Annotated in this window: 20 protein-coding genes, 1 pseudogene, 2 riboswitches and 1 other annotated feature; of the genes and pseudogenes, 4 read left to right on the top strand and 17 right to left on the bottom strand. The window is 44.3% G+C overall.

Translation table 11 applies throughout. The annotated features are described in order from the left end of the window. Window positions 1–26 precede the first annotated feature (26 nt). A complete protein-coding gene (locus tag MU515_RS02095; protein WP_260258719.1) occupies window positions 27–788 on the top strand; it encodes a peptidoglycan binding protein CsiV in 762 nt (253 codons plus the stop codon). Between the two features lie 139 nt (window positions 789–927). On the opposite strand, the gene MU515_RS20065 is transcribed toward MU515_RS02095, so the two are convergent. From MU515_RS20065 to ppsR, 14 genes and pseudogenes are all read right to left on the bottom strand, one after another. Beyond that, a complete protein-coding gene (locus MU515_RS20065) occupies window positions 928–1422 on the bottom strand; it encodes a DHHA2 domain-containing protein (RefSeq protein ID WP_432816124.1) in 495 nt (164 codons plus the stop codon). After that, a riboswitch (Fluoride riboswitch) is annotated at window positions 1406–1464 on the bottom strand. (Overlaps the previous gene by 17 nt.) A 3-nt stretch (window positions 1465–1467) precedes the next feature. Then, a pseudogene (locus MU515_RS20070) lies at window positions 1468–1833 on the bottom strand (DHH family phosphoesterase); the annotation flags it as partial. A 234-nt stretch (window positions 1834–2067) separates the two neighbouring features. Then, a complete protein-coding gene (locus MU515_RS02105) occupies window positions 2068–4842 on the bottom strand; it encodes a M16 family metallopeptidase (RefSeq protein ID WP_260258721.1) in 2775 nt (924 codons plus the stop codon). Further along, window positions 4839–6542: an ABC transporter ATP-binding protein/permease gene (locus MU515_RS02110; RefSeq protein ID WP_260258722.1), complete on the bottom strand. Its 1704-nt coding sequence runs from the start codon at window positions 6540–6542 to the stop codon at window positions 4839–4841. Before MU515_RS02110 ends, MU515_RS02105 begins: the two co-directional genes overlap by 4 nt. 90 nt (window positions 6543–6632) lie before the next feature. After that, window positions 6633–8975, bottom strand: coding sequence for a TonB-dependent receptor plug domain-containing protein (locus MU515_RS02115; RefSeq protein ID WP_260258723.1), 2343 nt, complete (start codon window positions 8973–8975; stop codon window positions 6633–6635). A gap of 476 nt (window positions 8976–9451) precedes the next feature. Next, window positions 9452–10087 carry a bifunctional phosphoribosyl-AMP cyclohydrolase/phosphoribosyl-ATP diphosphatase HisIE gene (gene hisIE / locus MU515_RS02120; RefSeq protein ID WP_260258725.1) on the bottom strand — a complete coding sequence of 212 codons (636 nt, stop codon included), beginning with the start codon at window positions 10085–10087 and terminating at the stop codon, window positions 9452–9454. After that, window positions 10084–10872 carry an imidazole glycerol phosphate synthase subunit HisF gene (hisF, locus tag MU515_RS02125; RefSeq protein ID WP_260258726.1) on the bottom strand — a complete coding sequence of 263 codons (789 nt, stop codon included), beginning with the start codon at window positions 10870–10872 and terminating at the stop codon, window positions 10084–10086. Before hisF ends, hisIE begins: the two co-directional genes overlap by 4 nt. After that, on the bottom strand, window positions 10854–11591 hold the full coding sequence (gene hisA, locus MU515_RS02130) for a 1-(5-phosphoribosyl)-5-[(5-phosphoribosylamino)methylideneamino]imidazole-4-carboxamide isomerase (protein ID WP_260258727.1): 738 nt from the start codon (window positions 11589–11591) through the stop codon (window positions 10854–10856). The genes hisF and hisA overlap by 19 nt, the downstream gene beginning before the upstream one ends. Window positions 11592–11603: 12 nt before the next feature. Continuing rightward, the gene (hisH, locus tag MU515_RS02135) at window positions 11604–12218 is read right to left on the bottom strand and encodes an imidazole glycerol phosphate synthase subunit HisH (protein ID WP_260258728.1); all 615 of its coding nucleotides are present in this window, start codon (window positions 12216–12218) and stop codon (window positions 11604–11606) included. A 15-nt stretch (window positions 12219–12233) separates the two neighbouring features. Beyond that, window positions 12234–13307, bottom strand: a complete 1074-nt coding sequence (hisB, locus tag MU515_RS02140) for a bifunctional histidinol-phosphatase/imidazoleglycerol-phosphate dehydratase HisB (RefSeq protein ID WP_260258729.1) — start codon at window positions 13305–13307, stop codon at window positions 12234–12236. Between the two features lie 32 nt (window positions 13308–13339). Further along, a complete protein-coding gene (gene hisC / locus MU515_RS02145) occupies window positions 13340–14380 on the bottom strand; it encodes a histidinol-phosphate transaminase (protein WP_260258730.1) in 1041 nt (346 codons plus the stop codon). 10 nt (window positions 14381–14390) lie between these two features. Next, entirely contained in the window at window positions 14391–15689 is a 1299-nt protein-coding gene (gene hisD, locus MU515_RS02150) for a histidinol dehydrogenase (RefSeq protein WP_260258731.1), read from the bottom strand. A 4-nt stretch (window positions 15690–15693) separates the two neighbouring features. Then, window positions 15694–16590 (bottom strand): ATP phosphoribosyltransferase, encoded by an 897-nt coding sequence (hisG, locus tag MU515_RS02155; protein WP_260258732.1) that lies wholly within the window; start codon window positions 16588–16590, stop codon window positions 15694–15696. 54 nt (window positions 16591–16644) lie between these two features. After that, window positions 16645–16779, bottom strand: a sequence feature (His leader region). A 202-nt stretch (window positions 16780–16981) separates the two neighbouring features. Next, window positions 16982–17818, bottom strand: a complete 837-nt coding sequence (ppsR, locus tag MU515_RS02160) for a posphoenolpyruvate synthetase regulatory kinase/phosphorylase PpsR (protein WP_260258733.1) — start codon at window positions 17816–17818, stop codon at window positions 16982–16984. 350 nt (window positions 17819–18168) lie between these two features. Here ppsR and ppsA point away from each other — a divergent pair, with 350 nt between their 5' ends. After that, the gene (gene ppsA, locus MU515_RS02165) at window positions 18169–20538 is read left to right on the top strand and encodes a phosphoenolpyruvate synthase (protein ID WP_260258734.1); all 2370 of its coding nucleotides are present in this window, start codon (window positions 18169–18171) and stop codon (window positions 20536–20538) included. 94 nt (window positions 20539–20632) lie between these two features. Here the strand turns inward: ppsA and MU515_RS02170 are convergent, their stop codons facing one another. After that, on the bottom strand, window positions 20633–22225 hold the full coding sequence (locus tag MU515_RS02170; RefSeq protein WP_260258735.1) for a Na+/H+ antiporter NhaC family protein: 1593 nt from the start codon (window positions 22223–22225) through the stop codon (window positions 20633–20635). A gap of 116 nt (window positions 22226–22341) precedes the next feature. Further along, a riboswitch (Lysine riboswitch) is annotated at window positions 22342–22525 on the bottom strand. Between the two features lie 539 nt (window positions 22526–23064). Between MU515_RS02170 and MU515_RS02175 the strand changes: the two genes are divergently transcribed. Next, a complete protein-coding gene (locus MU515_RS02175; RefSeq protein WP_260258737.1) occupies window positions 23065–23472 on the top strand; it encodes an H-NS family histone-like protein in 408 nt (135 codons plus the stop codon). Between the two features lie 136 nt (window positions 23473–23608). On the opposite strand, the gene MU515_RS02180 is transcribed toward MU515_RS02175, so the two are convergent. Continuing rightward, the gene (locus tag MU515_RS02180) at window positions 23609–24913 is read right to left on the bottom strand and encodes an inosine/guanosine kinase (protein WP_260258738.1); all 1305 of its coding nucleotides are present in this window, start codon (window positions 24911–24913) and stop codon (window positions 23609–23611) included. A 148-nt stretch (window positions 24914–25061) separates the two neighbouring features. Next, complete coding sequence (locus tag MU515_RS02185) at window positions 25062–25331, bottom strand: hypothetical protein (RefSeq protein ID WP_260258739.1); 270 nt, start codon at window positions 25329–25331, stop codon at window positions 25062–25064. Between the two features lie 196 nt (window positions 25332–25527). Between MU515_RS02185 and mnmA the strand changes: the two genes are divergently transcribed. Then, window positions 25528–26649, top strand: coding sequence for a tRNA 2-thiouridine(34) synthase MnmA (gene mnmA / locus MU515_RS02190; RefSeq protein WP_260258741.1), 1122 nt, complete (start codon window positions 25528–25530; stop codon window positions 26647–26649). Window positions 26650–26654: the final 5 nt, after the last annotated feature.

Below are 26654 nucleotides of genomic sequence, written 5' to 3' on the forward strand. Positions count from 1 at the left end.
GTGAATCACCCCGATACGGAGTTGTAATGAAAAAACTGATCCCACTGCTACTCTTCTTTGTTGCGATGCCAAGTTGGGCTGCGCGACAATTTGATATAGAAGTGATCATTTTTAAACGTGCAGTGGATGCCGAGCAGACGACTGAGTCTTGGCCAAACACGTTACCTAACATTGATATGACCAACGTAGGGAGCTTTAGTGACTCTAACTATCGCTCACGTAAAGGGGCTTGGATGCTACCGCACTCCAGCTATAGGCTAACCAATCAAGCCCAGAAACTGCGTAACCATGCGGGCTTTCAAGTGTTAATGCACAAAGCGTGGCGCCAAGGCGACCGTGGCCGTCTATCAGCGCCTGTTTTCCGTATTACCGGTGGCAAAGATTACTCTGCGCAATTTAACCGTGACGGCTCTCAGAAAGGCTCGGCAAACGAATCTGTCATTGATGGTGTTACAGAGCAATCGATCCCGGGCCCGCTGTATGAGCTTGATGGTAAGTTCCAAGTTTATGTAGAGCACTACCTATACGCAGATGTGGAATTAGACATTAAAGCGCCTAGCGTACGTGAAGTCACGCTTGAAGATCGTGAGATCAATATCAGCGATATCGACAATGCTAGCAATACAGTTCAATCAGGTTTTATGACTGAAATTACGCCAACCGTGCACACGGAAGAGTTTCTTAAAAGCTATCGCATGGACCAAAAACGTCGTATGCGCAGTAGTGAAACCCACTTCCTTGACCACCCTCTTATGGGCATGATCATTCAAGTGCGCCGCGTCAACTAACTGCTTATCCATTCTAGCTCGTTTCTGACGACTAAATAAGAAAAGCCTGACTTGTAAAAGTCAGGCTTTTTTACGCAAAAAAATACCCCAGTTGCTGCATAGCAACTGGGGTATTAAATCTTAATCAGCGTTAGCTAAATTACACTAGCTCGTTTTGTAGCCAAGGCCAGCCTTGCTTCTTACGGCTTAGCGTGTTTTCCATCATCAGCATGCCATCTTTCTCATGCTTAACTAGCTTCTCTGCCCACTCACCTTTGTACAGCAGACGAGTTTGCGCTGTAGTGATGTCAGTTAGCATCACAGCTGCAAATGCTAGGCCTTCTTCGTTACAACGACGCTCAAGATCGACTTCTAGCTCTTCAATCATGCCGTCAACTTGCTCTAGTGTTGCAAGCTCAACTTGACCAACAACAACGTCACGACTGTTGAATGGGTAACCTTTCAGATCTTTTTCTACAAGTTCAGCCGCTGATAGACCTTCGATGTTTGTTTTCGCGATTAGAAGATCTTTGATGAACGTATCTACGTCCGTTACGCCTGCGATTTCTGCAAGCTCAGCCACTGCATCTTTGTCTTTTTGTGTACAAGTTGGAGACGCGAAACCTACTGTGTCAGACAAAATTGCAGACATCATCAGCTTAGCGATTTGAGGAGTGATTTCATGACCTTCAATCTTGAACATGCCGAATAGTACTGTGTTAGTACAACCAACAGGCCAGATCCAAGCTTCCATTGGGTTCACTGTCATCACATCACCTAGACGGTGGTGGTCAACGATACCTAGGATTTCAGCTTCAGCCACATCGTCTGGTGCTTGAGCTAGATCTGAGTAGTCTACTAGCCAAATTTTCTCACCAGCTACAGAAGTGCGTAGTTCCGGCGTTTCTGCGCCAGCAACTTCTAGGATGTGCTGAGTTTCGCGGTTGATTTCGCCTTGACGGATTGGCATTGCTTCAACGCCACGTGCTTTTAGTAGCTCAGTTGCTACTAATGCACTACAAATACTATCACTGTCTGGGTTTTTGTGACCTACAACTAGAATCATCTTTCTTCCTACTTAAAGCTTATTTCGCCTCTTAAAAGGCATTTACTCACAAAGGCCGTTACTTTACCTGATTTAAAAAATTTGTCATTGGTTAGAAATAAGAAAACTGTAACCACTCTATATTTAGTGCAATCATTTTCTTATTTTCAGACGAAGATTTATCGACAATATTCACCCCATAAAAACAAAAAGCCCTCAAACGATTATTTGAGAGCTTTTGACAGCTATCTTGTTTTATTGTTTAGGCATTAATACCGCTTCAAAGGCTTCAGCATTTCGCAAGAAAGGCAATACCACCGCATCAACCGATGCTTTGGTCGCTTTCTCATTAGCAACAATGCCTGAGCGAACTAAATCTGGGCTATCAACTAGCATGTAGCTCTTTTCAAGTGCATCTAACATGCCCAAATCAGAACGAATATAACGATCCATTTGGTCTTGACGTTGAACGCGTTTATTTACCAGAGCTTCGCCATCTACGCCCTGTTTAGACACTTGCTCTAATACTTGATGAGTTAAAGCAAGCAGCTCATCAACACGTTCAGGCGCACATGAAAATTGGATTCGCCCTTCTGCTTGAACAGAGTCTGCATCTTGCCAGAACCAGCTAGATACGCTGTAAATCCCTGACGCTTGTTCACGCAATTTTAAACGCAGTTGCTCTTGTACTAGCTCGCCACCCATTTCTAAATAGTAAGCGTTATCTGGTCTCCACTGGCTATCCATGGTGAGGTAGAGCTCTACTTCTGCTCTCGGCTCTAATGATGTTTTAGCGGTAAATCGCTGCTGCGGCGATTGCGCTTTTATCATTGTTGGCTCACGCTCTTGCTGACGAACAGGCACTGACGCAAGGTATTTTGCTGCTAACGTTTCTAGCTCGCGCGGTGCGATATCCCCCACGATGAAGTAAGTAAAATCTGTTTTATCTGCCACATAGTGTTGGTACACATCTGATAACTCTTGTGCACTAATATTCTCTACTACATCGCTGTTTTCACTGTAGACCGTTTCAATACCTGGATAGCGCAGTTCTGATACATCACGAACAAACTCATCTTCAGCATCTAAGCCCACTTGTCTTTCTTCAACGCGGTACTGGTTCAGTGCTTTTTCTGATACAAGGTTCTGACCTAGTTTTAGGTGGAACAGAGTAAACATTTTGCTCAAACTGTCTGTCTTTGCCCAACCAGAGAAACCTTGTTGGTAGTTGCCCATCAAAGTCGACATCACTACAGGGTTACCTCTAAAGATGGTTTGCAGATCTTGCAGTGGCAATTCGCCCACACCGGTTTCATCGACAAGGTATGTTGCCATACGTAGTTTATGGTAATCCTCTGCGGGGATAGAACGTAAGCCACCTTTTGTCAGCGCTTTAAAATGAACCTGACCAGGATTGCTATCACTGTAGCGGTAAATCAACTTGCTACCATTGCTTAAGCGATATTCAGTAAGGCGGTACTTCGCCCATTGCTTCTCTTTCTTAACCGTACCTGATGTTAAATCCAAAATAGGTAATTGAGCGCTATTCTCATCAATAGACCATTGAGGTTGCGACTCGGCCATTGAGCTTTTCCACCACGACTCAACGTGATTAACAGGTAATGCTTGCTGCTCTTCACTAATCGGGTGGGTAGTCAGTAACAAGCGAGATTGGGGCTCAAAGATTGCTTTCAACTGCTGATTCACTTCTTCGCTAGTAATCAAGCTAAGCAGTTGTTGATTCAGACGATATTGATCTTCAGGGTTAATCAACAATTGTCCACTTGCCGCAGACATCATCAAATCTCCCGCTAAATCAATACTGTATTGCTTGTCGTCTTTGCTTGATTCAACCAATCGTTGCAGACGTTTTATCTCTCCTTTCACTTCGGCATCACTAAAGCCATGCTGTTGTACTTGGGCGATAAAATCGAATAACTGCTGAGTCGCGTCTTGATAATCCGGCACTGAAAGTTGCAGTGAAAACACAGATTGGCTAGTTTCACGACCTAAGTTAGACGAATAGAAATTGGCTGAGCTGATCGAATGATCGTCATTTTGCTCCCAACGTTGAAGACGCACATTCAGCAAACGCGTCGCAATTTGGCTAACTAAATCTTGGCGATATCTCGCAACAGTATTTTCCGGCTCAAAGTCAGAGAAAAAGCTGAGTTCAACTGACGGCGTTGAAATACCCGGCTCACTCACGCTTGCTGTTCGCCAATGTTTTTTTAGTGGAATACTGTAATCGACACTTTCTAGCTCACTTTGAGGCTTAGCTTGGGCCGAAAGTCTTTGTTGTACTTTTTTTAGAATAACCTTTTCATCGATATCACCGACCACCACGATGGACATATTGTCAGGGCGATACCAACGGTGATAAAAATCGGCCACTCGATATTTGGAAACGGTTTTTATCGTCTTTGGGTCACCAATCGGGTCGCGTTCAACATAACGAGACCCAGCCATTTCGATCGCACTTTTTTTATCACCTAAACGCAACATAGGTCCAAGTCGAGCACGCCACTCTTCAAGTACAATTCCGCGCTCTGCATCCAAATCACCTTTAAGCATGGTCACATTACCCGCCCAATCAGTCACGATATCTAATGCAAGATCAATAGTCTTCGTATCATTACTCGGTAAATTTAAGGTATAGACCGTGTTCTCAAAGTCAGTGAATGCGTTGATGTCTGCGCCAAACTTCATTCCCGCTTTTTCAAGCTCAGAGATCACTTGGTTGCCTGGATAGTTTTTAGTACCGTTAAATGCCATATGCTCAACAATATGGGCAACACCACGCTGATCATCATCTTCGTTCATCGAACCAGCGTTAACCACGAAGCGGATATATACTCGATCTTCTGGAGTTTGGTTATCTGCAATGTAGTACTTGAAGCCATTTTCTAACTCCCCCGTCATCACTTGCGAGTCGAACGTAAGCTCCGTCGGTAGGTTTTGTTGTTGTATGCTCTTACAACCCGCTAAGCCAATAACAAGACTTAGCAATGCAATTTTATAATTTTTCATGCGTTTAATATTGCTTGTACTTTTGAATTTAATACCAACTCAGACTGAGCGGTCGCTTGCTCTTTATGAGTAATTTCTACGACGCGAGTCGCGTGTAATTGCTCGGCGATCACTTGTTTCATCTGAACGTAACTCTCAGGGTCTAATGCAGACAAAGACTCATCTAAAAACAGCCATTTGGGCTTATTGACTAAACATTTAGCCAGCATGATCTTTTGTAGCTCACCGCCAGATAATCTTTGCTGCCAATTGCTGACACTATCTAACTCCGCAGCTAGCTCTGGCAGTTCGGCAAGGTGAAGCGCCTCCACCAGTTCTTGGTGTGCACCATCAAACTCTGGTTTCGGGTAAATAAGCACCTGTTTCAAGGTCGCATTGGGCAAATAAGGCTTTTGCGGTACAAACATGCAATCGTCTTGCGCTGGCATTGAAACCTGCCCTGTGTGGTAAGGCCACACACCCGCAAATGTTCTAAATAACGTGGTTTTTCCGCTACCTGATTTGCCTTTGATAACGGTCGACGCAGTGATCTCACCGCTTTGATGCTTCAAGAGGTCTTTGTAGCTCGGGGTATATAAATTGAAGTTCGACCACGTTGGGTTATCCGATACGCCTATATCGCTTTGGTCAGGCAATGTCTCTAACTGAGTTTCAAAGGTAATTAAACGGTCCGTTACTGCTTTCCAGTCAGCAACTGACTCATAAGAATCCACAAACCAGCTGAACGCTTCTTGCACACGATAAAAACCTGTGGCTGTTTGCATCATGTCACCTAGCTGTAGTGCGCCACTCATCAGGCGTGGTGACGCTACTAAATAGGGGAAAATACGGGCAATTTCGTTATAACCACTATTGAACGCACCATACTTCAGTTTCATTCCGGTTAGGTGCTGCCAGTTATGCCAAATCTTACTAAACAACTGTTGAGTACGTAGGTTCTCTGCCTCTTCGCCACGCTGCAATGCAATTGATTCAGCGTGCTCGCGCACTCGCATTAGATGAAAACGAAAGTCTGCTTCGCTCTTTTCTTGCTCAAAGTTAAGCGGAATTAGTCGTTTAGCGATCTTGTGCGTCAACCACGTTCCGATGACCGAATAAACAATCGCAACCCAAACCATATAACCCGGAATAACCCACTGATTACCGGCAAACTCAAACTCTAAGCTGCCTGATAAATTCCATAAGATAATGGTGAATGAAAACAAGCTCGTTATCGTTCTCAGTAGCCCCAGCCCCATAGATAATGTTTGGTCGCAGAAATCACGAATATCTTGAGAGATACGCTGGTCTGGGTTATCGCTACTTGGGTAAGCAAGCTGATGACGATAAAGGCGCTGCCCGCCCAGCCAATTGCTAAGATAAGTATGGGTTAGCCATCGACGCCAACGAATACGCAACGTTCGTCTCAAATACTCTTCGGCTAAATCCACAATGGTATAGCCTCCCATAATGACAACAAACGTTGCCAACATTGGCCAGAAATTGTGCCACTCTTCATTTTGCATCAGGTTAAAGAAATCTCGGTTCCAATTACTGTAAAGTACCGCGACTTCGACAATCAGATAATTGAGCGCAACGACACTGAGCAATAGTGCCCATGCTACTCGTTTTTCACTACTACCCCAGAAAGGTTTGGTTAACGTCCACACCTGATGCATGAAACGTTTGTCTCGCAACGCGAGTAAATTTGGGTTTGACATAAATACCTACAAACGAAAAAGCAATCAGTCGCTTAGCGCCACTGATTGCTGAGAAATACCCGTAATTTTATTTATTAGAAATTCACGCGCTTAGAACTGGTAACCAAGTTCTAGCCAGAATTGACGGCCAGGAGTATAAAGACCGTATTCAGAGTCAACACCACCTTTGATTGCCGTTTTACGGACTTGGTTTAGCACGTTAAGGACATCAAACTGAACATAAATATCGTGAGCACCATAGATGGTTGGCTGCCAGCGTAGACGGCTGTCCCACTGAGTATGTGAGCCGAAGTTGTAACTCTTGTAAAAGTTATCTTCTACATGCTCATAACCTTTGGTTGGCGCTTTAATAAAGACTTGGTTTGACCAATTCAAATCGTATTCTGGAACTTGCATATCCAAGTTAACTCGCACCACCCATTCTTCGGTGCTGCTATTAATTTTTTGCTCCATTTCTGAATACTTCATTTGTTCACCATCGAGGTAAACTAACTCGTTCGGATCCAATCTTTTATCGATATCTGAGCGATCTGACACCAAGTAATCCGCACCAACAGAACCATTCCAATAGGTTGGTCCTGCAACAAATGGCACTGTATTACTTAGTTGAAGAGTGTAAATATCAACATTGAAATCATCCATGTTGGCAAACACATCAACTTTGTTTCCGCCAATATCAAACTCACGAGATTTGATTGAGTCTTTGTTTTTACGTTTCACATAACGTGCGGTCATAGTGAATTGACTGAAGTTATGATCAACCCCGAGCATCAGTTCATCAGCATGAGGCGTTTTAAGTCCCTCAATTTCTGCATAGTTACGCGTATGATCATCATTGAGTTTTAAAATTTCACCCGCAAGCTTCATTCCGGCAAATGAACGACCGTAATAACGGTTTAAGCCCAAATTCAGTCGAGTTGTAGGCAATACTGTCCAACTAGCAGCAAAACGAGAAGCGACGTTATTGTTGTCCAAGTAGTCATCACGGTCGTACCTTACACCCGGTCTGAATGTAAAATCTCCCCACGTAATTGAGTCGTCGATATAGAGAGCATAATTACTATAGCCAGTATGGATATTGCCCGCGCGGATAACCGAAGTTTCATCCAAAAGCACCATATCAAACTCACTCATCTCAATGATATTGCGCTTCTTGCTCTCTTTATCACGACTAAAATCAAAATCAGTTTTCTGGTAAGACGCTCCCATAGATACGCGATGGTCAGTTTGGCCAAACTTCAACGCATCTAAGGCGTAATCCAGTGCATAGTTGTAGTTCTGCTGCGTCAGCTGACTATCACCATGACCGCCCGTTTCGAATGCCATATCAGTAGAAACATCGGTGCGAAACTCTACGTAATTGGAATTGGTTTCAGTTGAGTCATAAATATTGTCATACGCCGCAGTGGCGGTTAGCCAGCCGTTACCTAAATACTGATTCCATCGAACGGTTGTACCATAGGCGGAATGTGAGTCTGTCGAGTTGCTATCAATGTTATCAGCGAAGTATTTACCTTCTTGATAGTCCGAATAACGAAAACCGACTTCTAACGTGCGATTCACATCCGGAGTCCAATTAAAGTTCGCTAGCCAGTTATCTGATAAGCGCGTGTGGTCTTGTTTATCTGTCGCACCCTCTTTAGAGATCATTCGTGTTTGCTCAATGGCTGACTCTCGGCGACTAAAACCAATCACCATACCAATCTCGTCAGTCAGACCCTTTTGAACCGCTATCGAATAGAAATCTTTGCCGTAGTTCGGCTGAAATTCAGCATCTGAGCCATTCGGAACTTTACTATCGACGTGACTTTTAATGTGCTCATCAACTTGCATCGATGCCCATGAAGAACGAGTGGTACGATAACGAGCTTGAACCCCGTCATTACCGTCGTACTGACGAGTTTCAGCAACCACTGCACCACCAGTAAAACCGCCAAATTTGGCTGGTACATTACTGCTATATATTTCGATACCTTGGAGTAAATTGGCATCTAAGTAATACGCTTGTTCTGAACTTGAGCCAGGAATCGTCTTCATTGCGCCATCAAAAAACGTTTGTTCTGGATCGAGGTCATTATTAACATTGATACCATCAATCAAATACGCCGTTTGCGATGCATCAGCACCGTTAATTTGAACGGATTCAGGCTTAATCTCACCAGCTTTAAAGCCATCCGCATCACTTTGAGACAAGCGAACGCTCGGATTCATTTTTATGTAATCGCTCAGGTTACCGTTGCCTGATGGTGTCGATTCGATTTGTTCAGCATCAATAGTTTGCTTTGCCGAAAGCTGATCATCACGTTTGTCTTTAACGACAACCGTGGCCGCATTTGTGGATTCAGTTTTATTTGTCGTTTCAGCTTGTACCACGGCTGATGACAACACAGCAGCCACGCAAAGAGAAAGAATAGAAGGTTGTAAATGGCTCATGATTTGTAGTTATCAATAACAAGTTATTAAGAATGATTATCATTAATGCTATCAATAAGATTTATATTTTGTAAATACCAAGGAAAACCATAAAAGCCACTAAATTTGATTAATCTGCAAGCAACAAATGTTGATTAATTGTTTTTATGCTATACAAATAAAGGTGGGTATATTTACTTAGAGCTTTTTAGGAAGCGACCTGATAGCAATACCACACCGTTCAATAAAATCAGAAAAAACAAGCCAACAGAAACAAATTATTAACAATAATTAGAGTAAATAATTTAATTTATTTTTATTAACTGCGTCTATATTAACCACCCCAAATCATACAAGCGTTTGCTTTGTCTCGGATATTTCCCCGATTCATGCATAAAACTCGTATCACTCTGCTTTGAACCGGAATTAGAATCACAAAAAACAAAGGCCGCGAGTGTAAACACTCACGGCCTTAAAAAAGAATCATTGACTAACGTTTACTTATGACGCTCCTGTAACTTGTTAATCACATCATTGAACGACAAGCCCTGATCTTGAAGCAAAACAAATAAGTGGTATATCAGATCTGCTGATTCACAAACTAGCTCCGCCTTGTCACCCGACGTCGCTGCAAGCGCGACTTCAACGCCTTCTTCGCCCACTTTTTGCGAAATACGCTTGGTGCCACGGGCGTACAAACTGGCTGTATAGGAAGAATCAGGATCGGCATTTTTGCGCTCAGCCAGTAATTGCTCCAACTGATGAAGCCACACCATCTGAGACTCAGCTTGCTTGTCACCATCCCAGCAGGTTGTCGTCCCTGTATGACAAGTTGGCCCAATCGGATTCACTTTAACCAACAATGTATCGTTGTCACAATCCAAAGCTATATTGACTAGGTTCAATACGTTGCCTGATGTCTCGCCTTTGGTCCACAGACGTTCTTTAGTACGAGAGAAGAATGTCACATGGCCTGTTTGGGCGGTTTTACTGAGCGCATCTTGGTTCATGTAGCCCATCATCAATACTTGGCTTGATTGATTGTCTTGTACAATTGCCGGGATTAAACCGCCGACTTTTTCCCAATTAATTCGCTCACTCAAGGTAGCGATATCACTTGCTTGAAAACTCATCGTTTTACCCCTACTGGTCGTGTCGCCACACCTTGTTGAATTAAGAACTGCTTTAGCTCACCGATATTAATCACTTGCTTGTGGAATACAGAGGCTGCTAATGCGCCATCCACATTGGCTTTTTGAAACGCGTCAGAGAAGTGCTCCATCGCGCCAGCGCCTCCAGAAGCAATCAAAGGGACGTGACACACTTCTCGAACCATGTTGAGCTGTTCGATATCATAGCCGTTACGCACGCCATCTTGGTTCATCATATTCAGCACGATTTCACCAGCGCCACGACGCTGTACTTCTTCGACCCAGTCTTTGGTTTGCCATTGTGTAGCTTTGGTACGTTCTTCATCACCCGTAAATTGATAAACTTGGTATTTGCCTGTCTCTTTGTCGTAGTACGAGTCGATACCAACCACAATACATTGCACACCAAACTTATCAGCCAGATCAGTAATCAACTGTGGGTTTGCAAGCGCCGGAGAGTTAATCGACACTTTATCCGCACCGAATTCTAGAATGCGCGCTGCATCTTCCGCTGACTTAATACCACCAGCGACGCAGAAAGGAATATCGATAACCTCAGCGACGCGTTTGACCCAACTTTTGTCTACCACTCGGCCATCACTTGATGCGGTAATATCGTAAAAGACCAGCTCATCCGCGCCTTCTTCAGCGTAACGTTGAGCCAAAGGGACGATGTCTCCAATGATTTCGTGGTTGCGGAACTGAACGCCTTTTACCACTTGCCCATCACGGACATCTAAACAAGGAATTATTCGCTTTGCCAACATGCAAATGCCTCCTCTGCGGTAAATTTGCCATCAAGTAATGCTCGGCCAACAATCACGCCTGCTACGCCCGACCCTTTTAGGGCTTCAATGTCTGCTAAGCTGCCAATCCCGCCAGAGGATTGAAACTGCACTTGCGGATATTGTTTGCAAAGATCGACGTAGAGTTCAACATTAGAGCCAGCCAACGTACCATCACGAGAAATGTCCGTGCACAGCACATGTTTAAGGCCGACGGTAAGATAATCATTAATCAAGGCTTCAATCGTTACGCCCGAATCTTCTTGCCAACCTGAAATAGCCACGCGTCGAACGCCTTGCTCGTCGATGTTAATATCAAGCGCTAGCACTATTTTCTCTGCGCCGTATTTTTCCATCCAACCTTTGACTAACTCAGGTTGCTTAACCGCCGTTGAACCCACAACCACTCGCTGAGCGCCTGCTTCTAATAGATCAACCACGTCTTTTTCAGTGCGAACCCCACCACCAATTTGAATGTTTGCGGGAGTACTAGCAAGCAACTCAGCGATCAAATCAAGCTGTCGTGCGGTAGTATCTTTTGCGCCCGTTAAATCAACTAAGTGCAGCCAGTTGGCACCTGCTTGATGATAAAGATTAAATTGTTCTGCTGGGTTTACTTTATATTCCGTTACTTGACCGTAGTCTCCTTGAAAAAGGCGTACCACTTGTCCTTCGATAAGATCCAGTGCTGGTATAATCACGTTTAAGTCCCTTTATAATTCCAAGAAGTTTTTAATCAATTTAGAGCCCGCTTTGCTCGAACGCTCTGGGTGAAATTGCACACCATAGTAATTGCCACTTTGTACCGCCGCCGTAAATGGCTGGCCGTACTCACACTCAGCAATGGTGTAGTCACCAACAGGCATGGCAAAACTATGGACAAAATAGAAGTACTCATCTTGCGCAATATCTTTGAAAAGCGGGTGATCAGGGCTTGGTTTAATTGTGTTCCAACCCATGTGCGGCAGTGGTAAATCGCCCGTTTGCATTAGTTTTACTTCGCCTTCGCAAAGGCCAAGGCATTCCACCAACTCATCCGCTTTCTGCCCTTTTTCTTGGGATACCTTGCCCAATAACTGCATGCCTAAGCAGATACCAAGCAGCGGCTTTTCAACCTGCTTAACGAGTTCAATCAGGTTTCGTTGCTGTAGGTTTTGCATTGCTTCACTAGCTGTCCCTACCCCAGGCAAAAACAACTTATCGGCACCAAGAACCACACTTGGATCTTTTGAAATCGTTACCTGATAGCCAAGACGCTCAATAGCAAATTTAACCGAAGAGATGTTGGCGCAACCGGTATCGATAATGACGACTTTCTGTTCACTCATAATCCTTCCTCTGCTCTACAGCACGCCTTTACTACTTGGTAGTTCGTTACCTTCCACTTTAATCGCTTGGCGCAGCGTACGACCAAATGACTTAAACAAGCTCTCTATGATGTGGTGATCGTTATCGCCAGCAGAAGAAAGATGCAGCGTACAAGCCAACGTGTCCGTCAACGAACGGAAGAAGTGCACCACCATTTCAGTGGAAAAATCGCCAACGAGCTCGCGGCTAAACTTAGCGTCAAACTTCAAGTATGGGCGGCCGGATAAATCCAACGCACATTGCGCCAAACATTCATCCATTGGCAAACTGAAACCAAAACGGCCTATGCCACGCTTGTCACCCAGTGCGTCTTTCAGCGCTTGGCCTAAGGCTAGTGCGGTATCTTCAATCGTGTGGTGATCATCAATGTGTAAATCACCCTCTACCTTGCACTTCATTTGGAAACCGCCGTGCGTCGCGATTTGATCCAGCATGTGGTCGAAGAAACCTAAACCAGTGCTGATTTCGTTACCGCCTTGCTCATCTAGGTTGACCATTACTTTAATGTCGGTCTCTTTGGTGGTTCTCACCACTTCCGCGATACGAGCCTTGACGGTGAGATCTTTAAGAATCTGTTTCCAACCCATGGTTTCTGGGTTGTATTGAATGCCTCGTATTGCCATGTTTTCAGCAAGTTCAAGGTCAGTTTGTCTATCACCGATCACCACCGAGTTTTGGAAATCAACTTTGCCTGCTTGCAAGTAGTCTTTCACCATACCTAGGCGTGGCTTACGACACGCACAGCCTTGTTCTTCAAAGTGTGGACAAATCAAAACATCATCAAACACCACGCCTTGTGAAGAGAAAATCTCCATCATCATGTTGTGCGGTGCATCGAACTCATCTTGAGGATAGCTATCTGTACCTAGACCATCTTGGTTGGTCACCATCACTAAACGGTAGCCAGCATCTTGTAGTGATAGCAGGCTAGGAATAACAAACGGCTCTAGCTTGAGTTTGTCTAAACGGTCTACTTGAAAATCCACCGGAGGCTCAACAATTAAGGTGCCATCACGGTCAATAAAAAGAATTTTTTGCTGTTTGCTCACTGGAATATCCTTATTTCAAATTATCTCTATGGTTAGCCGTAGTAGTTGCGAATAAAGCCCAGTGTTTTCTCACACTCGTCTCGGCTACCAACACTAATGCGCACACAGTTTTCAATCGGTGAATTACGTAAAATGATGCCGCTGTCCCACGCTGCCTTAAATAGGCCATCACCATCTGGGAATTTAACTAGCAAGTAGTTGCCCCAACCTTCGAACACTTCTAGCCCAGCAATCATCGATAGACCGACTTGCAAATAGGCTCGGTTGGCGTTCAGATCCAACACTTGATATTTCGCACGTGCTAATCCTGCTTCAGATAAGGCTTGAGTCGCTATTTCGGCAACAGGAACCGGTACTGGATATGGCGCAATCACTTTAAGCAACACGTCGATAAGCTCTTGATTTGCTAATGTAAAACCACAACGTAATCCGGCTAAGGCAAACGCTTTAGAAAGGGTGCGTAAGATCGCTAGGTTTGGATATTGGTCAAGCAAGTCAACCGTAGAGGCTTCTGGGCAAAAATCGATGTAAGCCTCATCCATCACGACAATGGCTTTGTCTTTTGTCATTTCTAACAAAGAGACGATATCTTCACGCTTAACTAAATTACCGGTAGGGTTATTTGGGCTACAAACGAACACCAGTTTCACGCCATCAAGGTTTTGCTCAATGGTTGGCAAATCCAACTGCCAATCTGGCGTAAGCGGAACGGTTTTACGCTCGACACCAATGGTTTCTGCGCTGATGGCATACATGCCATAAGTCGGTGGGCAATATAAAATTGAATCTTCACCTGGTTCGCAAAAAGCACGAATTAAAAGCTCGATACCTTCATCCGCACCGCGAGAGGTCAAGGTTTGTTCCGGTTTTACTCCCGCATAGGCAGCATAAGCTTCAATCAGTTCTTTCGGCTGACATTCGCTATAGCGATTTAGGCGCGCAAAATCTGTTTTGTATTCGTTATTAAATGGCGATTCATTAGCGTTAAGCCATACATCACCACTGCCACCAATACGGCGAGCCGATAAGTATGGTGTTAATTTTTGAACTTGTTTACGAGCGAGCTTTTCCATGACACCTCTCCTACTTCTTGGTGCTATTGAGCTTTTCAACACGAATGGTCACTGCACGTTTGTGTGCGTCTAAACCTTCCGCGTCGGCCATGGTGACAACGGTAGGAGCGAGAGTCAGCAGGCCATCAGCCGTAAGCTCTTGTACCGTCATGCGCTTAGAGAAATCCGCTAAGCCCAAGCTTGAGTATGTGCGGGTATAACCGTAAGTTGGCAATACGTGGTTAGTGCCTGAAGCATAATCACCAGCTGACTCTGGCGACCAATCACCTAAGAAGATTGAGCCTGCATTATCTAGCAGAGGCAATAGTTCACGAGGGTTCTTGGTCTGCACGATTAAGTGCTCTGGGCCATAGTAGTTCGAAATAGAAACCGCTTGAGTCAACGAATCTGCAATGATGATCAAGCTAGACGCCAATGCTTGCTGCGCGATGTCTGCGCGAGATAATTCTTTAAGCTGTGCTTGTACCGCATCAGACACTTGGTCAGCCAGTACAGGAGAAGGGGTCACCAATACCACTTGAGAGTCAGGGCCGTGTTCAGCTTGGCTTAATAGATCTGCTGCAATGAAGTCTGCATCTGCCGTTTCATCAGCAATCACTAACACTTCTGATGGGCCAGCTGGCATATCAATCGCAGCGCCGCGGAAATCGTTACTTACTTGGCGCTTGGCCTCGGTTACGTACGCATTACCCGGGCCAAAAATCTTGTCTACTTTAGCCACTGTTTCGGTGCCGTAAGCCATAGCTGCCACTGCTTGGCCTCCACCAACGTTGTATACTTCATCGATCTTGCACAGCTTAGCGACATACAAAATTTCATCGGCGATTGGTGGTGGTGAGCAAAGTACGACTTTTTGACAGCCAGCAATTTGTGCTGGCACACCAAGCATCAATACCGTAGATGGCAATGGCGCGCTGCCACCTGGGATGTACAAACCCACTTTCTGAATTGCGCGTGTTACTTGCTCACAAACCACACCCGGTTGGGTTTCCACTTTTATCGGCTGCGGCTTCTGCGCTTTGTGGAATTTAGCAATATTGCTATAAGCCTGCTCTAGAGCGGCTTTCATCTCAGGCGTTAAACGAGCAGACGCTTCATCAATCTCTTGGCTAGAAACTCGAATCGACTCAGGTTTTACGCGATCAAACTTTTCCGTTAACTCAAGCAAAGCTTGGTCACCACGAGCACGCACTTGCTGAATAACATCCGCTACTGCGGCAGTGATATTTGCACCTTCAGTAATCGCTGGGCGCTCTAATACTGAATCTTGCTGCTCTTCACTTAACGATTGCCAAACAACGGTTCTCATCGCTTTACTCCATCATTTTTTCAATTGGAAGTACAAGAATAGAGCTAGCACCGAGTGCTTTTAGTCGCTCCATGGTTTCCCAGAACAGGTTCTCAGTACTCACTAAGTGAACCGCCACGCGCTGCTTTTCAGCTGACAAAGGCAAGACTGTTGGGTCTTCCGCACCTGGCAGCAGATCTTTGATTTGCTCAAGCTTTTCAACTGGTGCATGTAGCATGATGTATTTCGATTCTTTCGCCTGTTGTACGCCTTGCATACGTGTCAGCAATTTATTAATCAGCGCAAGCTTATCGGCGTCAAACTCACCAGTACGTTGAATTAATGTTGCTTTAGAACGGAAGATAACTTCCGCTTCTTTTAGGCCATTCGCTTCAAGCGTTGCACCGGTAGAAACTAAGTCGGCAATAGCATCGGCTAGACCAGCGCGAGGAGCAACTTCAACCGAGCCTGTTAACATACATGTCGAGAAAGGCACGCCTTGCTCATCCATGTAAGCTTTGAGAAGTTGAGGATAGGTAGTGGCGATTCGCTTACCCGCTAAATCTTGTGGGCCGTTGTACTTTTCATCTTTGTTGATTGCGATGGATAAACGGCAACCACCAAAATCTAAACGACGTAACTGTACAAACTCGTTTGGCTCACCCAAAGCTTTGCGGTCTAGACGAACTTCTTCGAGTTCATTCTCGCCGATAAAGCCTAGGTCTACGACGCCATCCATGATCAAACCAGGGATATCGTCGTCACGAACCAGTAACAAATCGATTGGCATATTTAGTGAGTGAACAACTAGACGCTCACCCATGATGTTAAATTTGACGCCGCACTTTTTCAGCAGTTCTTGACACTCTTTGCTTAGGCGACCTTTCTTTTGAATTGCGATTCTTAGGCGTTGTGTTTGCATTGCATTATCCCTGTGCAAATATTTGATATTTATAAACTTTTAAATACATTAGAAATTAAAAAACCCTCGGAAGATGTTGGTCTCCCGAGGGTTAATCTTAAAATCTTTGATTTCTGCCTCCGGGAGTTTCCTGCCTCCCGGGTATGCGTACATCTCCCGAAAGACTAGACTGGGTGATGGTGATGATGAATGTTCATTACAAATTTACGCATACTTATTTAAGCTCTTTAGTTTCGCTTGGTTGATATCCACACTAACCAAGCCGTTAACTTTTTTCAACCATTAATTTAAGATTTTTTCCTTTTCACTCAATTTCATCCACAAAGGCCATCTTTTAGATAAAAAATAGATACAAATGGTAAAGCAAATAGCGGCCTCGTGAATAACAGGTTTAACCAAACAAACGACGCTTCATCCCTGCCCTTTCTAAGATGCGTGTTGTGATTTCTTCGACGGATAAAGAAGAAGTATTGATGTATGGAATCGCTTCACGCCTAAACAGCGCTTCTACCGTATCTAGCTCTAACTTGCATTGCTCAGTACTCGCGTATTCACTTCCCGAAAGACGATTTTCGCGTATCTCATTCAAACGCTCAGGATTAATGGTTAAACCAAACAGCTTGTGACGATGAATTTCAAACTCAGGCAATAAGCGCATCATCTTGACGTCTTCAGCGATGAACGGATAGTTCACCACACGCAAACCAAATTGCATCGCCATGTATAAACTGGTTGGTGTTTTACCACTGCGAGAAACCCCAAGTAGAATGATATCAGCCTCATCCAAGCCCTTCAGCGTAATACCATCATCATGGGCAAGGGTGTACTCGATGGCCGCGATACGATCAAAATAGGTATCCGAATCTTTGCTCACGCTGCGAGAACGTTGCATCTTTGGCTGAGGTTCCATCTGAATATCGTCTTGCACCTTTTGCACGATACCTTCCAGTACGTCGTAGCAGTGAGCAGACGAATTAAGCAGCATTTCACGAACTTCAGGGACAACAATAGAGATAAACACCAATGGCTTAATGGCATTTTGTTGGTAGGAAATTTCAATTTCTTTAATTACATCGGCAGCTTTGTCTTCACTTTCCACAAAGGGAAAGGTTTTCTCATTAGCTTTTAAGGAAAACTGACCCAAAACAACATGCCCTAAAGTCTCACATGTTATGGCCGTTCCGTCAGAAACATAGAATACATCACGACTTTGGTTATTTGTTTGCATTTTTGTTTATTTTTTCAAATTCATTTGAGTAGGATGCTTTACATAATATTAATAAATGAGTTTGGCTTTCAGTTACGTCCCCCACAGCTTTGAAAATTCTTCGGAGTTTTTTTAAGCCGAAACGTAATCGTTTGCCTTTCATATCAACCACGGAAAGTGGTGATGTTTACTTGCGCCGGAAAATTCGTCCTATCTCCTATGGGACGTTGCAGTTAATCGTATTAGCTGCAATACCCTCATATGGGCTAGACGTTAAGTCTTCAAAGACATTGACCAGCAAAAATGAACAGCCACCGTCCAAGGTTGACCCTTACCCCTACAAGAAAGCTGCTATGTTTCTGGAGAAATAAATGCAAAAGAACACCCTCTGGTTCGATGGACTATCCATGGATGACGTTGACAAAGTCGGCGGTAAAAATGCTTCACTTGGTGAAATGGTTTCTAACCTAGCCAATGTTGGTGTATCTGTACCAAACGGTTTTGCGACAACCTCGTATGCATTCAACCAATTCCTTGACCATGAAGGCTTGGATGAGCGTATTCACCAACTACTTGATGAACTGGACGTTGACAATGTAGAAGCCCTGCGCAAGACAGGTGCCACCATCCGTCAATGGGTATTAGAAGCCCCGTTCCCTGCGGATCTTGAACAAGATATCCGCGACAACTACCAACAACTGACTGACAATCATCCTGAGATTTCTGTTGCGGTTCGCTCCTCTGCCACCGCCGAAGATCTGCCGGATGCCTCATTTGCCGGTCAACAAGAAACGTTCCTAAACGTCAAAGGCATTGAAGCGGTATTAGAAGCAACTAAGCATGTTTATGCTTCGCTGTTCAATGACCGCGCAATTTCATACCGAGTACACCAAGGCTTTGATCACCGAGGCATTTCGCTGTCGGCTGGTATTCAGCGTATGGTGCGCTCAGATAAGGCCTCTTCTGGCGTCATGTTTACCCTAGACACTGAATCTGGCTTTGACCAAGTGGTGTTTATCACCTCTTCTTGGGGCTTAGGTGAAATGGTCGTTCAGGGCGCGGTAAACCCTGACGAGTTCTACGTTCACAAACCGATGCTTGAAGCAGGTCAACACGCGATCGTTAAGAAGACCTTCGGCTCTAAGCAGATCAAAATGATCTATGCAAACAGCCAAGAGATTGGTAAGCAAGTAGAAGTTATCGATACTTCCGCAGAAGAGCGTAATACCTTCTCTCTGAATGACGATGAGATTAAAGAGTTGGCCAAACAAGCAATGATCATCGAGAAGCACTATCAGCGTCCGATGGACATTGAATGGGCAAAAGATGGTATCGATGGTCAGCTTTACATCGTACAAGCACGCCCTGAGACGGTCTGCTCTCAAAGCGAGCAAAACGTTATTGAGCGTTACGAGCTGAGTAACAAGGCGGACATTAAAGTGGAAGGCCGTGCGATCGGCCAACGCATTGGTAAGGGCCCTGTACGCATCGTCGACTCGCTAGACCAAATGTCTCTCGTGCAAGATGGCGATGTCCTCGTTACAGACATGACTGACCCTGATTGGGAGCCAGTGATGAAGAAAGCTTCAGCCATCGTGACTAACCGTGGCGGGCGAACTTGTCACGCTGCAATCATTGCTCGTGAGCTGGGCATTCCTGCTATCGTCGGTTGTGGTGATGCCACCAGCAAACTCACTGATGGTGAAACAGTGACAGTATCGTGCGCAGAAGGCGAAGCGGGTTACGTGTACCAAGGTGAACTCGACTTTGAAATCAAACGTTCTTCCGTTAATGAGCTTCCGCTGCTACCAACCAAAGTGATGATGAACGTCGGTAACCCAGACCGTGCATTCGACTTTGCTCAAATTCCAAACGAAGGGGTTGGCCTCGCACGTCTTGAATTTATCATCAACAAGATGATTGGTATTCACCCTAAAGCGCTATTGAACTTTGATCAGCAAAGTGACGAATTGAAAGCTGAAATCCGCGAACGTATTCGCGGCTACAAAGATCCCATCGATTTTTACGTTAGTAAGCTAACCGAAGGCATCGCAACCATCGCGTCGGCCTTCTGGCCAAAACGTGTCATCGTTCGTATGTCTGACTTCAAATCGAACGAATACAGCAACCTAGTCGGTGGTAAAGATTACGAACCGCATGAAGAAAACCCGATGTTGGGTTTCCGTGGCGCATCTCGTTATATTTCACCGGTATTTGTCGACTGTTTCGAGCTGGAAACTCAAGCGATTAAGCGCGTACGTAACGAAATGGGTCTCAAGAACGTTGAAATCATGATTCCATTTGTTCGCACGCCGGGTGAAGCGGAATCTGTTATCGACCTACTGACTAAGTTTGACCTGCGCCGTGGCGACCAAGGCCTTAAAGTCATCATGATGTGTGAGCTGCCATCTAATGCGGTTCTCGCTGACGAGTTCTTGAAGTACTTTGATGGCTTCTCTATTGGTTCAAATGACATGACTCAACTGACCCTTGGTCTTGACCGAGACTCCGGCGATGTCGCTCACCTATTTGACGAACGAAACCCAGCAGTAAAAGTCATGCTGCAAATGGCCATCGACGCTGCCACCAAAGCAGGTAAATACGTGGGTATTTGTGGTCAAGGCCCATCCGATCACGATGACCTCGCAGAATGGTTAATGGAGCAAGGCATCAGCTCAGTATCGCTAAACCCAGATACGGTTATCGATACTTGGTTGAAGCTAGGTAAAGTGAGTAACTAACCCACTCCCTATATAAAAAATCCCCAAGCCATCGCTTGGGGATTTTTTTATCAGAGATAGGAAAATTTATCCCTTTAAATCGATGATTTAGTGCTTAACACGCCGCCATTTTCGATTTAGAAATCACTGACAGCGCCACACATACTGCAACAAACGCTACGCTCGCCGCTGCGAATGAAATCGCTACCGATGCTGTAAAGCCTAGTGCAATAAAGCCAATACACGATACCAGTGCTACTGACAATGCATAAGGTAGCTGAGTCGCTACGTGGTCGATGTGGTTACAACGAGCACCTGTCGAAGAAAGAATCGTGGTATCTGAGATTGGAGAACAGTGGTCACCAAATACCGAACCCGCTAGTACAGCACTCAGCATAGGTAGCATTAGAGCAAGATCCGTTGCACCTGCCATATCGCCAGCGATTGGAAGCATGATGCCGAATGTACCCCATGATGTACCTGTCGAAAACGCCATTAAGCCAGACAATAGGAACAAGATAACTGGAAGCCAATGTGTACCAATATTGCCTTGTGCTAGCGTTGATAGGTAACTACCGGTTTTCATATCACCGATAACAGAACCAATAGTCCAAGCGAAGATAAGAATCAGAATCGCACCAAACATCGACTTAGCGCCAATCCAAAGTGTACGACCAATCTCAACCGCCGCAATACCTTGTTTAACTACAGTGAATAGAGCAACCACTAGGCCAACCACACCACCGTAAATAAGAGAAGTACCAACATCTGTGTTCTCAAATGCACCAAGCAGCGCGAATGGTTTACCGTCCGCTTCAAGCGCTTGACCACCTGTGTATAGCATTGATGCCACAGTCGCCACGATCAAGAACACGATTGGAAGTACCAGATCAGACACTTTACCCTTCTCGCTTTCGCGAATATCCAGCTCTTCGTTTAGGTCATGTGCTTCGGCTGAATCATTCTCTTGGTCTTTATCAAAACCACGTCCTTGAGAGGCTGCGATTTCATGCTCGCGCATTTTACCGATATTTAGGCCAAACCAAGCCACTGCAAAAACCATTAGCAACGCAAAGATTGCGTAGAAGTTCATCGGTACTAAGCGTACATACGCGCCAAGCGCTGAGTAATCTTCAATACCGTGAGAAACTAAAATACCGCCAATGATGGTCATAATGTATGCGCCCCAGCTAGAAGCAGGCATGATCACACACATAGGAGCAGCGGTAGAATCAAGAATATAAGCAAGCTTTGCGCGAGAAACGTAGAAACGATCCGTCACTGGGCGAGAAATCGCACCCACCGCCAAGCTATTAAAGTAATCGTCGACAAAAATGAATACGCCTAGGAAAGCCGCTAAAAGTTTAGAGCCACGTTTACTTTTAACTCGAGATTGTGCCCACTCAGCAAACGCACGAGTACCACCAGAAAGGGTAAGTAGCGCGGTCATCATGCCAAGTAGTAGTAGGAAGCCAACAATACTCATGTTCCACATGTTTAAGCCGCCGTCTTCGACGAACACACTTGAAACAGTGGTCTTAATATAGCCTGCAGCATTTGCTACTGAGTAATCAGCTAAAAGAATGGCACCTAAAAGGATACCCATACCAAGAGAAATCAATACACGTCGTGTAATAATTGCAAGACTCAATGCCACGATAGGAGGCAATAGAGATAAAGGAGATGATGCAAAATCAATTAAATTCATGATCTTCAAAAACCAGTAATAAATTTGGTTAGAGATCTACTGCAGATTCATTAAAGGAAATCGTTTCCTTTAAATGAAGTTGAACATAGCGACAGGGAAGTGAACACTCCACCCAACCCTACAGTAGCGCTCCATAGTTATACAAATAATAGACTATGGCAGTGTTACCCCTATTTGAGTGCAACACCAGCAAGTGGTTTGATAGACCGTGCTCACTTCGGCGAAGATGACCTTTCACGTTTGTTCATTGGCATCACCCCAACAAACGTTAATTATCCATTTCGCGCCTCTACCGCATTGACCAAATATTAAGCTACCGAAAAGTCATTTTTCAGCAATTCAACCAGTGCAATGCATTAGGTACGAACTATTGTACTTAACTCACCCACTATTACAATACATCGCTCTCAGAAAATGTTGATATTTTTATCGCTTCGCAGCTATGACTATGATTCCACTCACTTTGCCTAAAATTCCACAACAAAACGCTATACCAAAAGAGCAGGCTAGAAGCTCTCATTCAACATTTATACACTTTGCACACTCACCAAGCGCCTACCGTTCGAGTTAAACACAATATTTATAAATATCGCCACCATTTAATAGAAATAGTTTGTATCAATAACTTGATGATATGAAACCCCGCACTACACTTAACTCATCTAGTTGTATAAGCCACGACTCTCTATTAATTTCAAAAGAAAACGTGAAGTGAGCGGTAAAGTAATTGCCCTTTTATATCTATCATTATTTTTTATTTTCTTTTTTTAAAATCAAATTGTATTATTCATTGGTCAGGTTTAATATTTATCCATTGATAATTTATTTGTGAGATCACTATGTCGGAATTAACTAAAACTTTATTGAACATTCGCAGCCTACGCGCATTTTCTCGTGAACTAACTCTTGAGCAATTAGAAGAAGCTTTAGAAAAATTGACAATGGTTGTTTCTGAGCGTAAAGAAGCGGAAGAAGCGGAAAAAGCAGAAAGAGCTGAGCAAGAAGCTAAACTAGCCGCTATTGCTGAGCAAATTTCTAAAGACGGTATCGACGTTGACGCACTAATTAATGCACTGTCTGGTGAAAAGCAGACTAAAGTAAAAGCGAAACGCGCTCCTCGCCCAGCGAAATACAAATATGTAGATCCTAACGGTGAAGAAAAGACTTGGACAGGCCAAGGTCGTACACCTTCAGCGATTCAAACTCAACTGGACGCAGGCAAATCTCTAGACGATTTCCTAATCTAATTTCCTGATCAAGTTGAGATGCAATTTAAAAAAGCGCCTTTAGGCGCTTTTTTTATATCTACAGACTCAACATGAAGTAATAAAAAACCTCAGACATTGCTGAGGTTTTTTATTCATTGGTTTAGACAAGTGGCGCTTAACGCTCCCAGTACGCCTCTTCCAAGCTGTCTTCACGCTCAGGTAGACCACGAGATAAACGTGGTGAATGCTGAACCAATACTTCGTAGCTCGCGCGGTTTGAATATTTACAAACCTGTGAGAATGAAGAATAGGTTAAAAATGAGTAAGCATGCTTACTTGAATTAGGCACATTCTCTCTGTGGTATTTATTTGCCGCCATATCGTGCAGCAGTGCAGACAATGCAGCATCACCAGCACCATTGGTATTTTTAATCTTTTCTGGCCCACCCATATAAGGAGCAATATGAGAATAAACTTTAATCGGATTCTCACACAAAGCTTTCGATGCAGGGCGGCTGAATTCATAACGATTAAATTCAGCAATTGAACCTGGTAATAAAGGTAATGACGTTTGGCGCTTCGCTGACTCTTCAGTATAACCCGCCATAAATAAACCCACAGGGCCTGCGGTACATAATACTAAGTCAACCCAATCCAGAGTTTTATCTGAAGCCGCTAAAGGATCAGATTCACCCGTTAATGCTTCTGCTTCATCTTCATTCATCGCAACTACAGTGACATGGTCACGTAAAAAGTCTTGCCAGAACTTAGGGTCATCCTGAATAACAAACTTAGTACCGAGCGTTAATACCACTGGTACATCATATTTCTTGGCATATTCGATAGCACGCATGGTTGCATCTGGCATTGGGTCGCCTTCTTTACAACGCACTAAATACGCGGTTAATACCAACGCCGAAGCTGTCTTAAATATTTTTTCTGGGATGTTATCTGGATGAAGTTGGTTCATTTGGCCTTCGCTAATTGCGAAAGTACGTTCACCATCTTCTGTAATTAATGCAAAACAGCGACCAATTGCGCCTTGTACACCCTGCAAGTAATTTAAATCCATACGGCTTGATGTATTGCAAAGGTAACGGTAACCGTAGCTGCCAATTTTAATATCTTGGCTCATCACACCTAACAGTGTAGAACGGTCATCAGCTAATACCGAGTAGTTATGCAGAGTATTACCAATTGTGCCACCAGCATATTCGTTGGTAATAAGCTGTTCCTGTTTTAGCTCGTTATATAACGCTTCAGCAGTTTGATCATCGATTACTAGAGAGTGTCCCTTACTCAGTCCGTATTTCTCGATTAGTTCGCTGCCTACTTTTGCCTCGATATCCACCAAAGTTTGGTCAATACCAATAATATGAGTGCGCGCCATTTTTTTACTTTCTTGCGCTTGGCTGACTAATGGATCGCGAGCATGAACAGGAAAGTAGTGCTTTGATTTACGTTGACCAGGAAATTTCATAACTATGATTCTGTATAAGATCTGAATAAGGGATGACAGGAGGCCGGATTCTACCGCGCTCGCCTAAGCGCGGCAACAAAAGGAATTATAGCAAACGTTTAATTCAAGTTCTGCTGACGAAAATTAACCGTTAAAGGCAAAATAGTGCCTATTCGCCTTCCATAAAGCCTAGGTCAGGCAGGCGCTCTAGATGTTCGTTGTAACGCTTTAAATTGAATTCTTGACCATTCTTCATCACGTCAAAAATCTCAATCGATACTGCGCAAGCCATCATTGCGATCGCATCATCACGGCTAGTACCGGTCATCATCAAACGCATCAGCGTCTCTTTGACTTTAATTGGATTACCATCTTCAAGTTGGTTTTCAATAATCTCAATTAACTCACTTTCTTGGAAGGTTTGGTTCTCATCACTCATCTGTTTTTGCCTGTTGTGCCTTGAATTTTGCACACTATGCCATATATAGCCTCTCATAGTGATCAAATACTCTAGATAGGTTGGTAAACGGTCACAAAACGGCCGATTTTCGAAGTGTGATTTCGATCTCGGATCTGTCCCCTCTACGCGCTTTCTGTTAGAATCTGCGTCCAGTTAATTTTAATGGTGTTTAGTAATGTCTGAGAACTGTACTGATAACAGTCAAAAGAAAGTAATTGTCGGCATGTCTGGCGGTGTTGACTCATCGGTTTCTGCTTACCTACTTCAGCAACAAGGCTACCAAGTTGAAGGCCTGTTTATGAAGAACTGGGAAGAAGATGATAACGAGGAATACTGCACGGCAGCAGAAGACCTCGCGGATGCTCAAGCAGTATGTGACAAACTTGGCATTCATCTACACACCATTAACTTTGCCGCAGAATATTGGGATAACGTGTTTGAATACTTCTTGGCCGAATATAAGGCTGGTCGTACGCCAAACCCTGACATCCTGTGTAACAAAGAAATCAAATTTAAAGCATTTCTTGAGTTTGCAGATGAAGTACTCGATGCAGACTACATTGCTATGGGTCACTACGTACGTCGTTCGTTCCCAGAAAATGGCGAACAACCACAAATGCTACGTGGCGTAGATAACAACAAAGATCAAAGTTACTTCCTTTACACGTTGAGTCATGAGCAAGTTGCACGTAGCCTATTCCCAGTTGGTGAACTAGAGAAACCTGAAGTTCGCAAAATCGCGGAAGAACAAGGTCTTATCACTGCGAAGAAAAAAGATTCAACAGGTATTTGTTTTATCGGTGAGCGCAAGTTTACAGATTTCCTATCTCGCTACTTACCTGCTCAACCAGGTAAAATTGAGACGCCTGAAGGTAATGTTATTGGCGAACACCAAGGCTTGATGTACCACACGCTGGGCCAACGCAAAGGCTTACACATTGGTGGTCAAAAAGGCGGCGGTGGTAACGAAGACCCATGGTACGTTGCAGACAAAGATCTAAAACGTAATGTATTGATTGCCGTTCAAGGCGCCGATCATCCGTTGCTTAAATCAAACGGTTTAGTTGCAGCGCAGCTACACTGGGTTGATCGCACACCAATCAAAGAGCCATTGAAGTGTTCAGTTAAGACTCGTTACCGTCAAACAGATATCCCTTGCACTATTATTCCTGTTGACGATAACTCAATTAAGGTTATCTTTGACAAGCCACAGGTTGCAGTGACACCTGGGCAATCAGCTGTATTTTATCAAGATGACGTTTGCTTAGGCGGCGGCATCATCGAAGAACGAATTTAAACGCA

The sequence above is a fragment of the Vibrio intestinalis genome (assembly GCF_025195085.2).
In the GTDB taxonomy this organism is placed as follows: Bacteria; Pseudomonadota; Gammaproteobacteria; order Enterobacterales; family Vibrionaceae; genus Vibrio; species Vibrio intestinalis.

Excerpts from the sequence above, each read along its gene's own strand:
- ppsA (WP_260258734.1), top strand. The coding sequence starts at position 18,169 with ATGCAAAAGAACACCCTCTGGTTCGATGGACTATCCATGGATGACGTT.
- hisH (WP_260258728.1), bottom strand. The coding sequence starts at position 12,218 with ATGAGTGAACAGAAAGTCGTCATTATCGATACCGGTTGCGCCAACATC.
- hisIE (WP_260258725.1), bottom strand. The coding sequence starts at position 10,087 with ATGAGTTTTCAAGCAAGTGATATCGCTACCTTGAGTGAGCGAATTAAT.
- MU515_RS02185 (WP_260258739.1), bottom strand. The coding sequence starts at position 25,331 with ATGAGTGATGAGAACCAAACCTTCCAAGAAAGTGAGTTAATTGAGATT.
- MU515_RS02180 (WP_260258738.1), bottom strand. The coding sequence starts at position 24,913 with ATGAAATTTCCTGGTCAACGTAAATCAAAGCACTACTTTCCTGTTCAT.
- ppsR (WP_260258733.1), bottom strand. The coding sequence starts at position 17,818 with ATGCAAACAAATAACCAAAGTCGTGATGTATTCTATGTTTCTGACGGA.
- hisC (WP_260258730.1), bottom strand. The coding sequence starts at position 14,380 with ATGGAAAAGCTCGCTCGTAAACAAGTTCAAAAATTAACACCATACTTA.
- MU515_RS02105 (WP_260258721.1), bottom strand. The coding sequence starts at position 4,842 with ATGAAAAATTATAAAATTGCATTGCTAAGTCTTGTTATTGGCTTAGCG.
- hisG (WP_260258732.1), bottom strand. The coding sequence starts at position 16,590 with ATGCAAACACAACGCCTAAGAATCGCAATTCAAAAGAAAGGTCGCCTA.
- mnmA (WP_260258741.1), top strand. The coding sequence starts at position 25,528 with ATGTCTGAGAACTGTACTGATAACAGTCAAAAGAAAGTAATTGTCGGC.
- MU515_RS02095 (WP_260258719.1), top strand. The coding sequence starts at position 27 with ATGAAAAAACTGATCCCACTGCTACTCTTCTTTGTTGCGATGCCAAGT.
- MU515_RS02175 (WP_260258737.1), top strand. The coding sequence starts at position 23,065 with ATGTCGGAATTAACTAAAACTTTATTGAACATTCGCAGCCTACGCGCA.
- MU515_RS02115 (WP_260258723.1), bottom strand. The coding sequence starts at position 8,975 with ATGAGCCATTTACAACCTTCTATTCTTTCTCTTTGCGTGGCTGCTGTG.
- hisF (WP_260258726.1), bottom strand. The coding sequence starts at position 10,872 with ATGTTGGCAAAGCGAATAATTCCTTGTTTAGATGTCCGTGATGGGCAA.
- MU515_RS02110 (WP_260258722.1), bottom strand. The coding sequence starts at position 6,542 with ATGTCAAACCCAAATTTACTCGCGTTGCGAGACAAACGTTTCATGCAT.
- MU515_RS02170 (WP_260258735.1), bottom strand. The coding sequence starts at position 22,225 with ATGAATTTAATTGATTTTGCATCATCTCCTTTATCTCTATTGCCTCCT.
- hisD (WP_260258731.1), bottom strand. The coding sequence starts at position 15,689 with ATGAGAACCGTTGTTTGGCAATCGTTAAGTGAAGAGCAGCAAGATTCA.
- MU515_RS20065 (WP_432816124.1), bottom strand. The coding sequence starts at position 1,422 with ATGATGTCTGCAATTTTGTCTGACACAGTAGGTTTCGCGTCTCCAACT.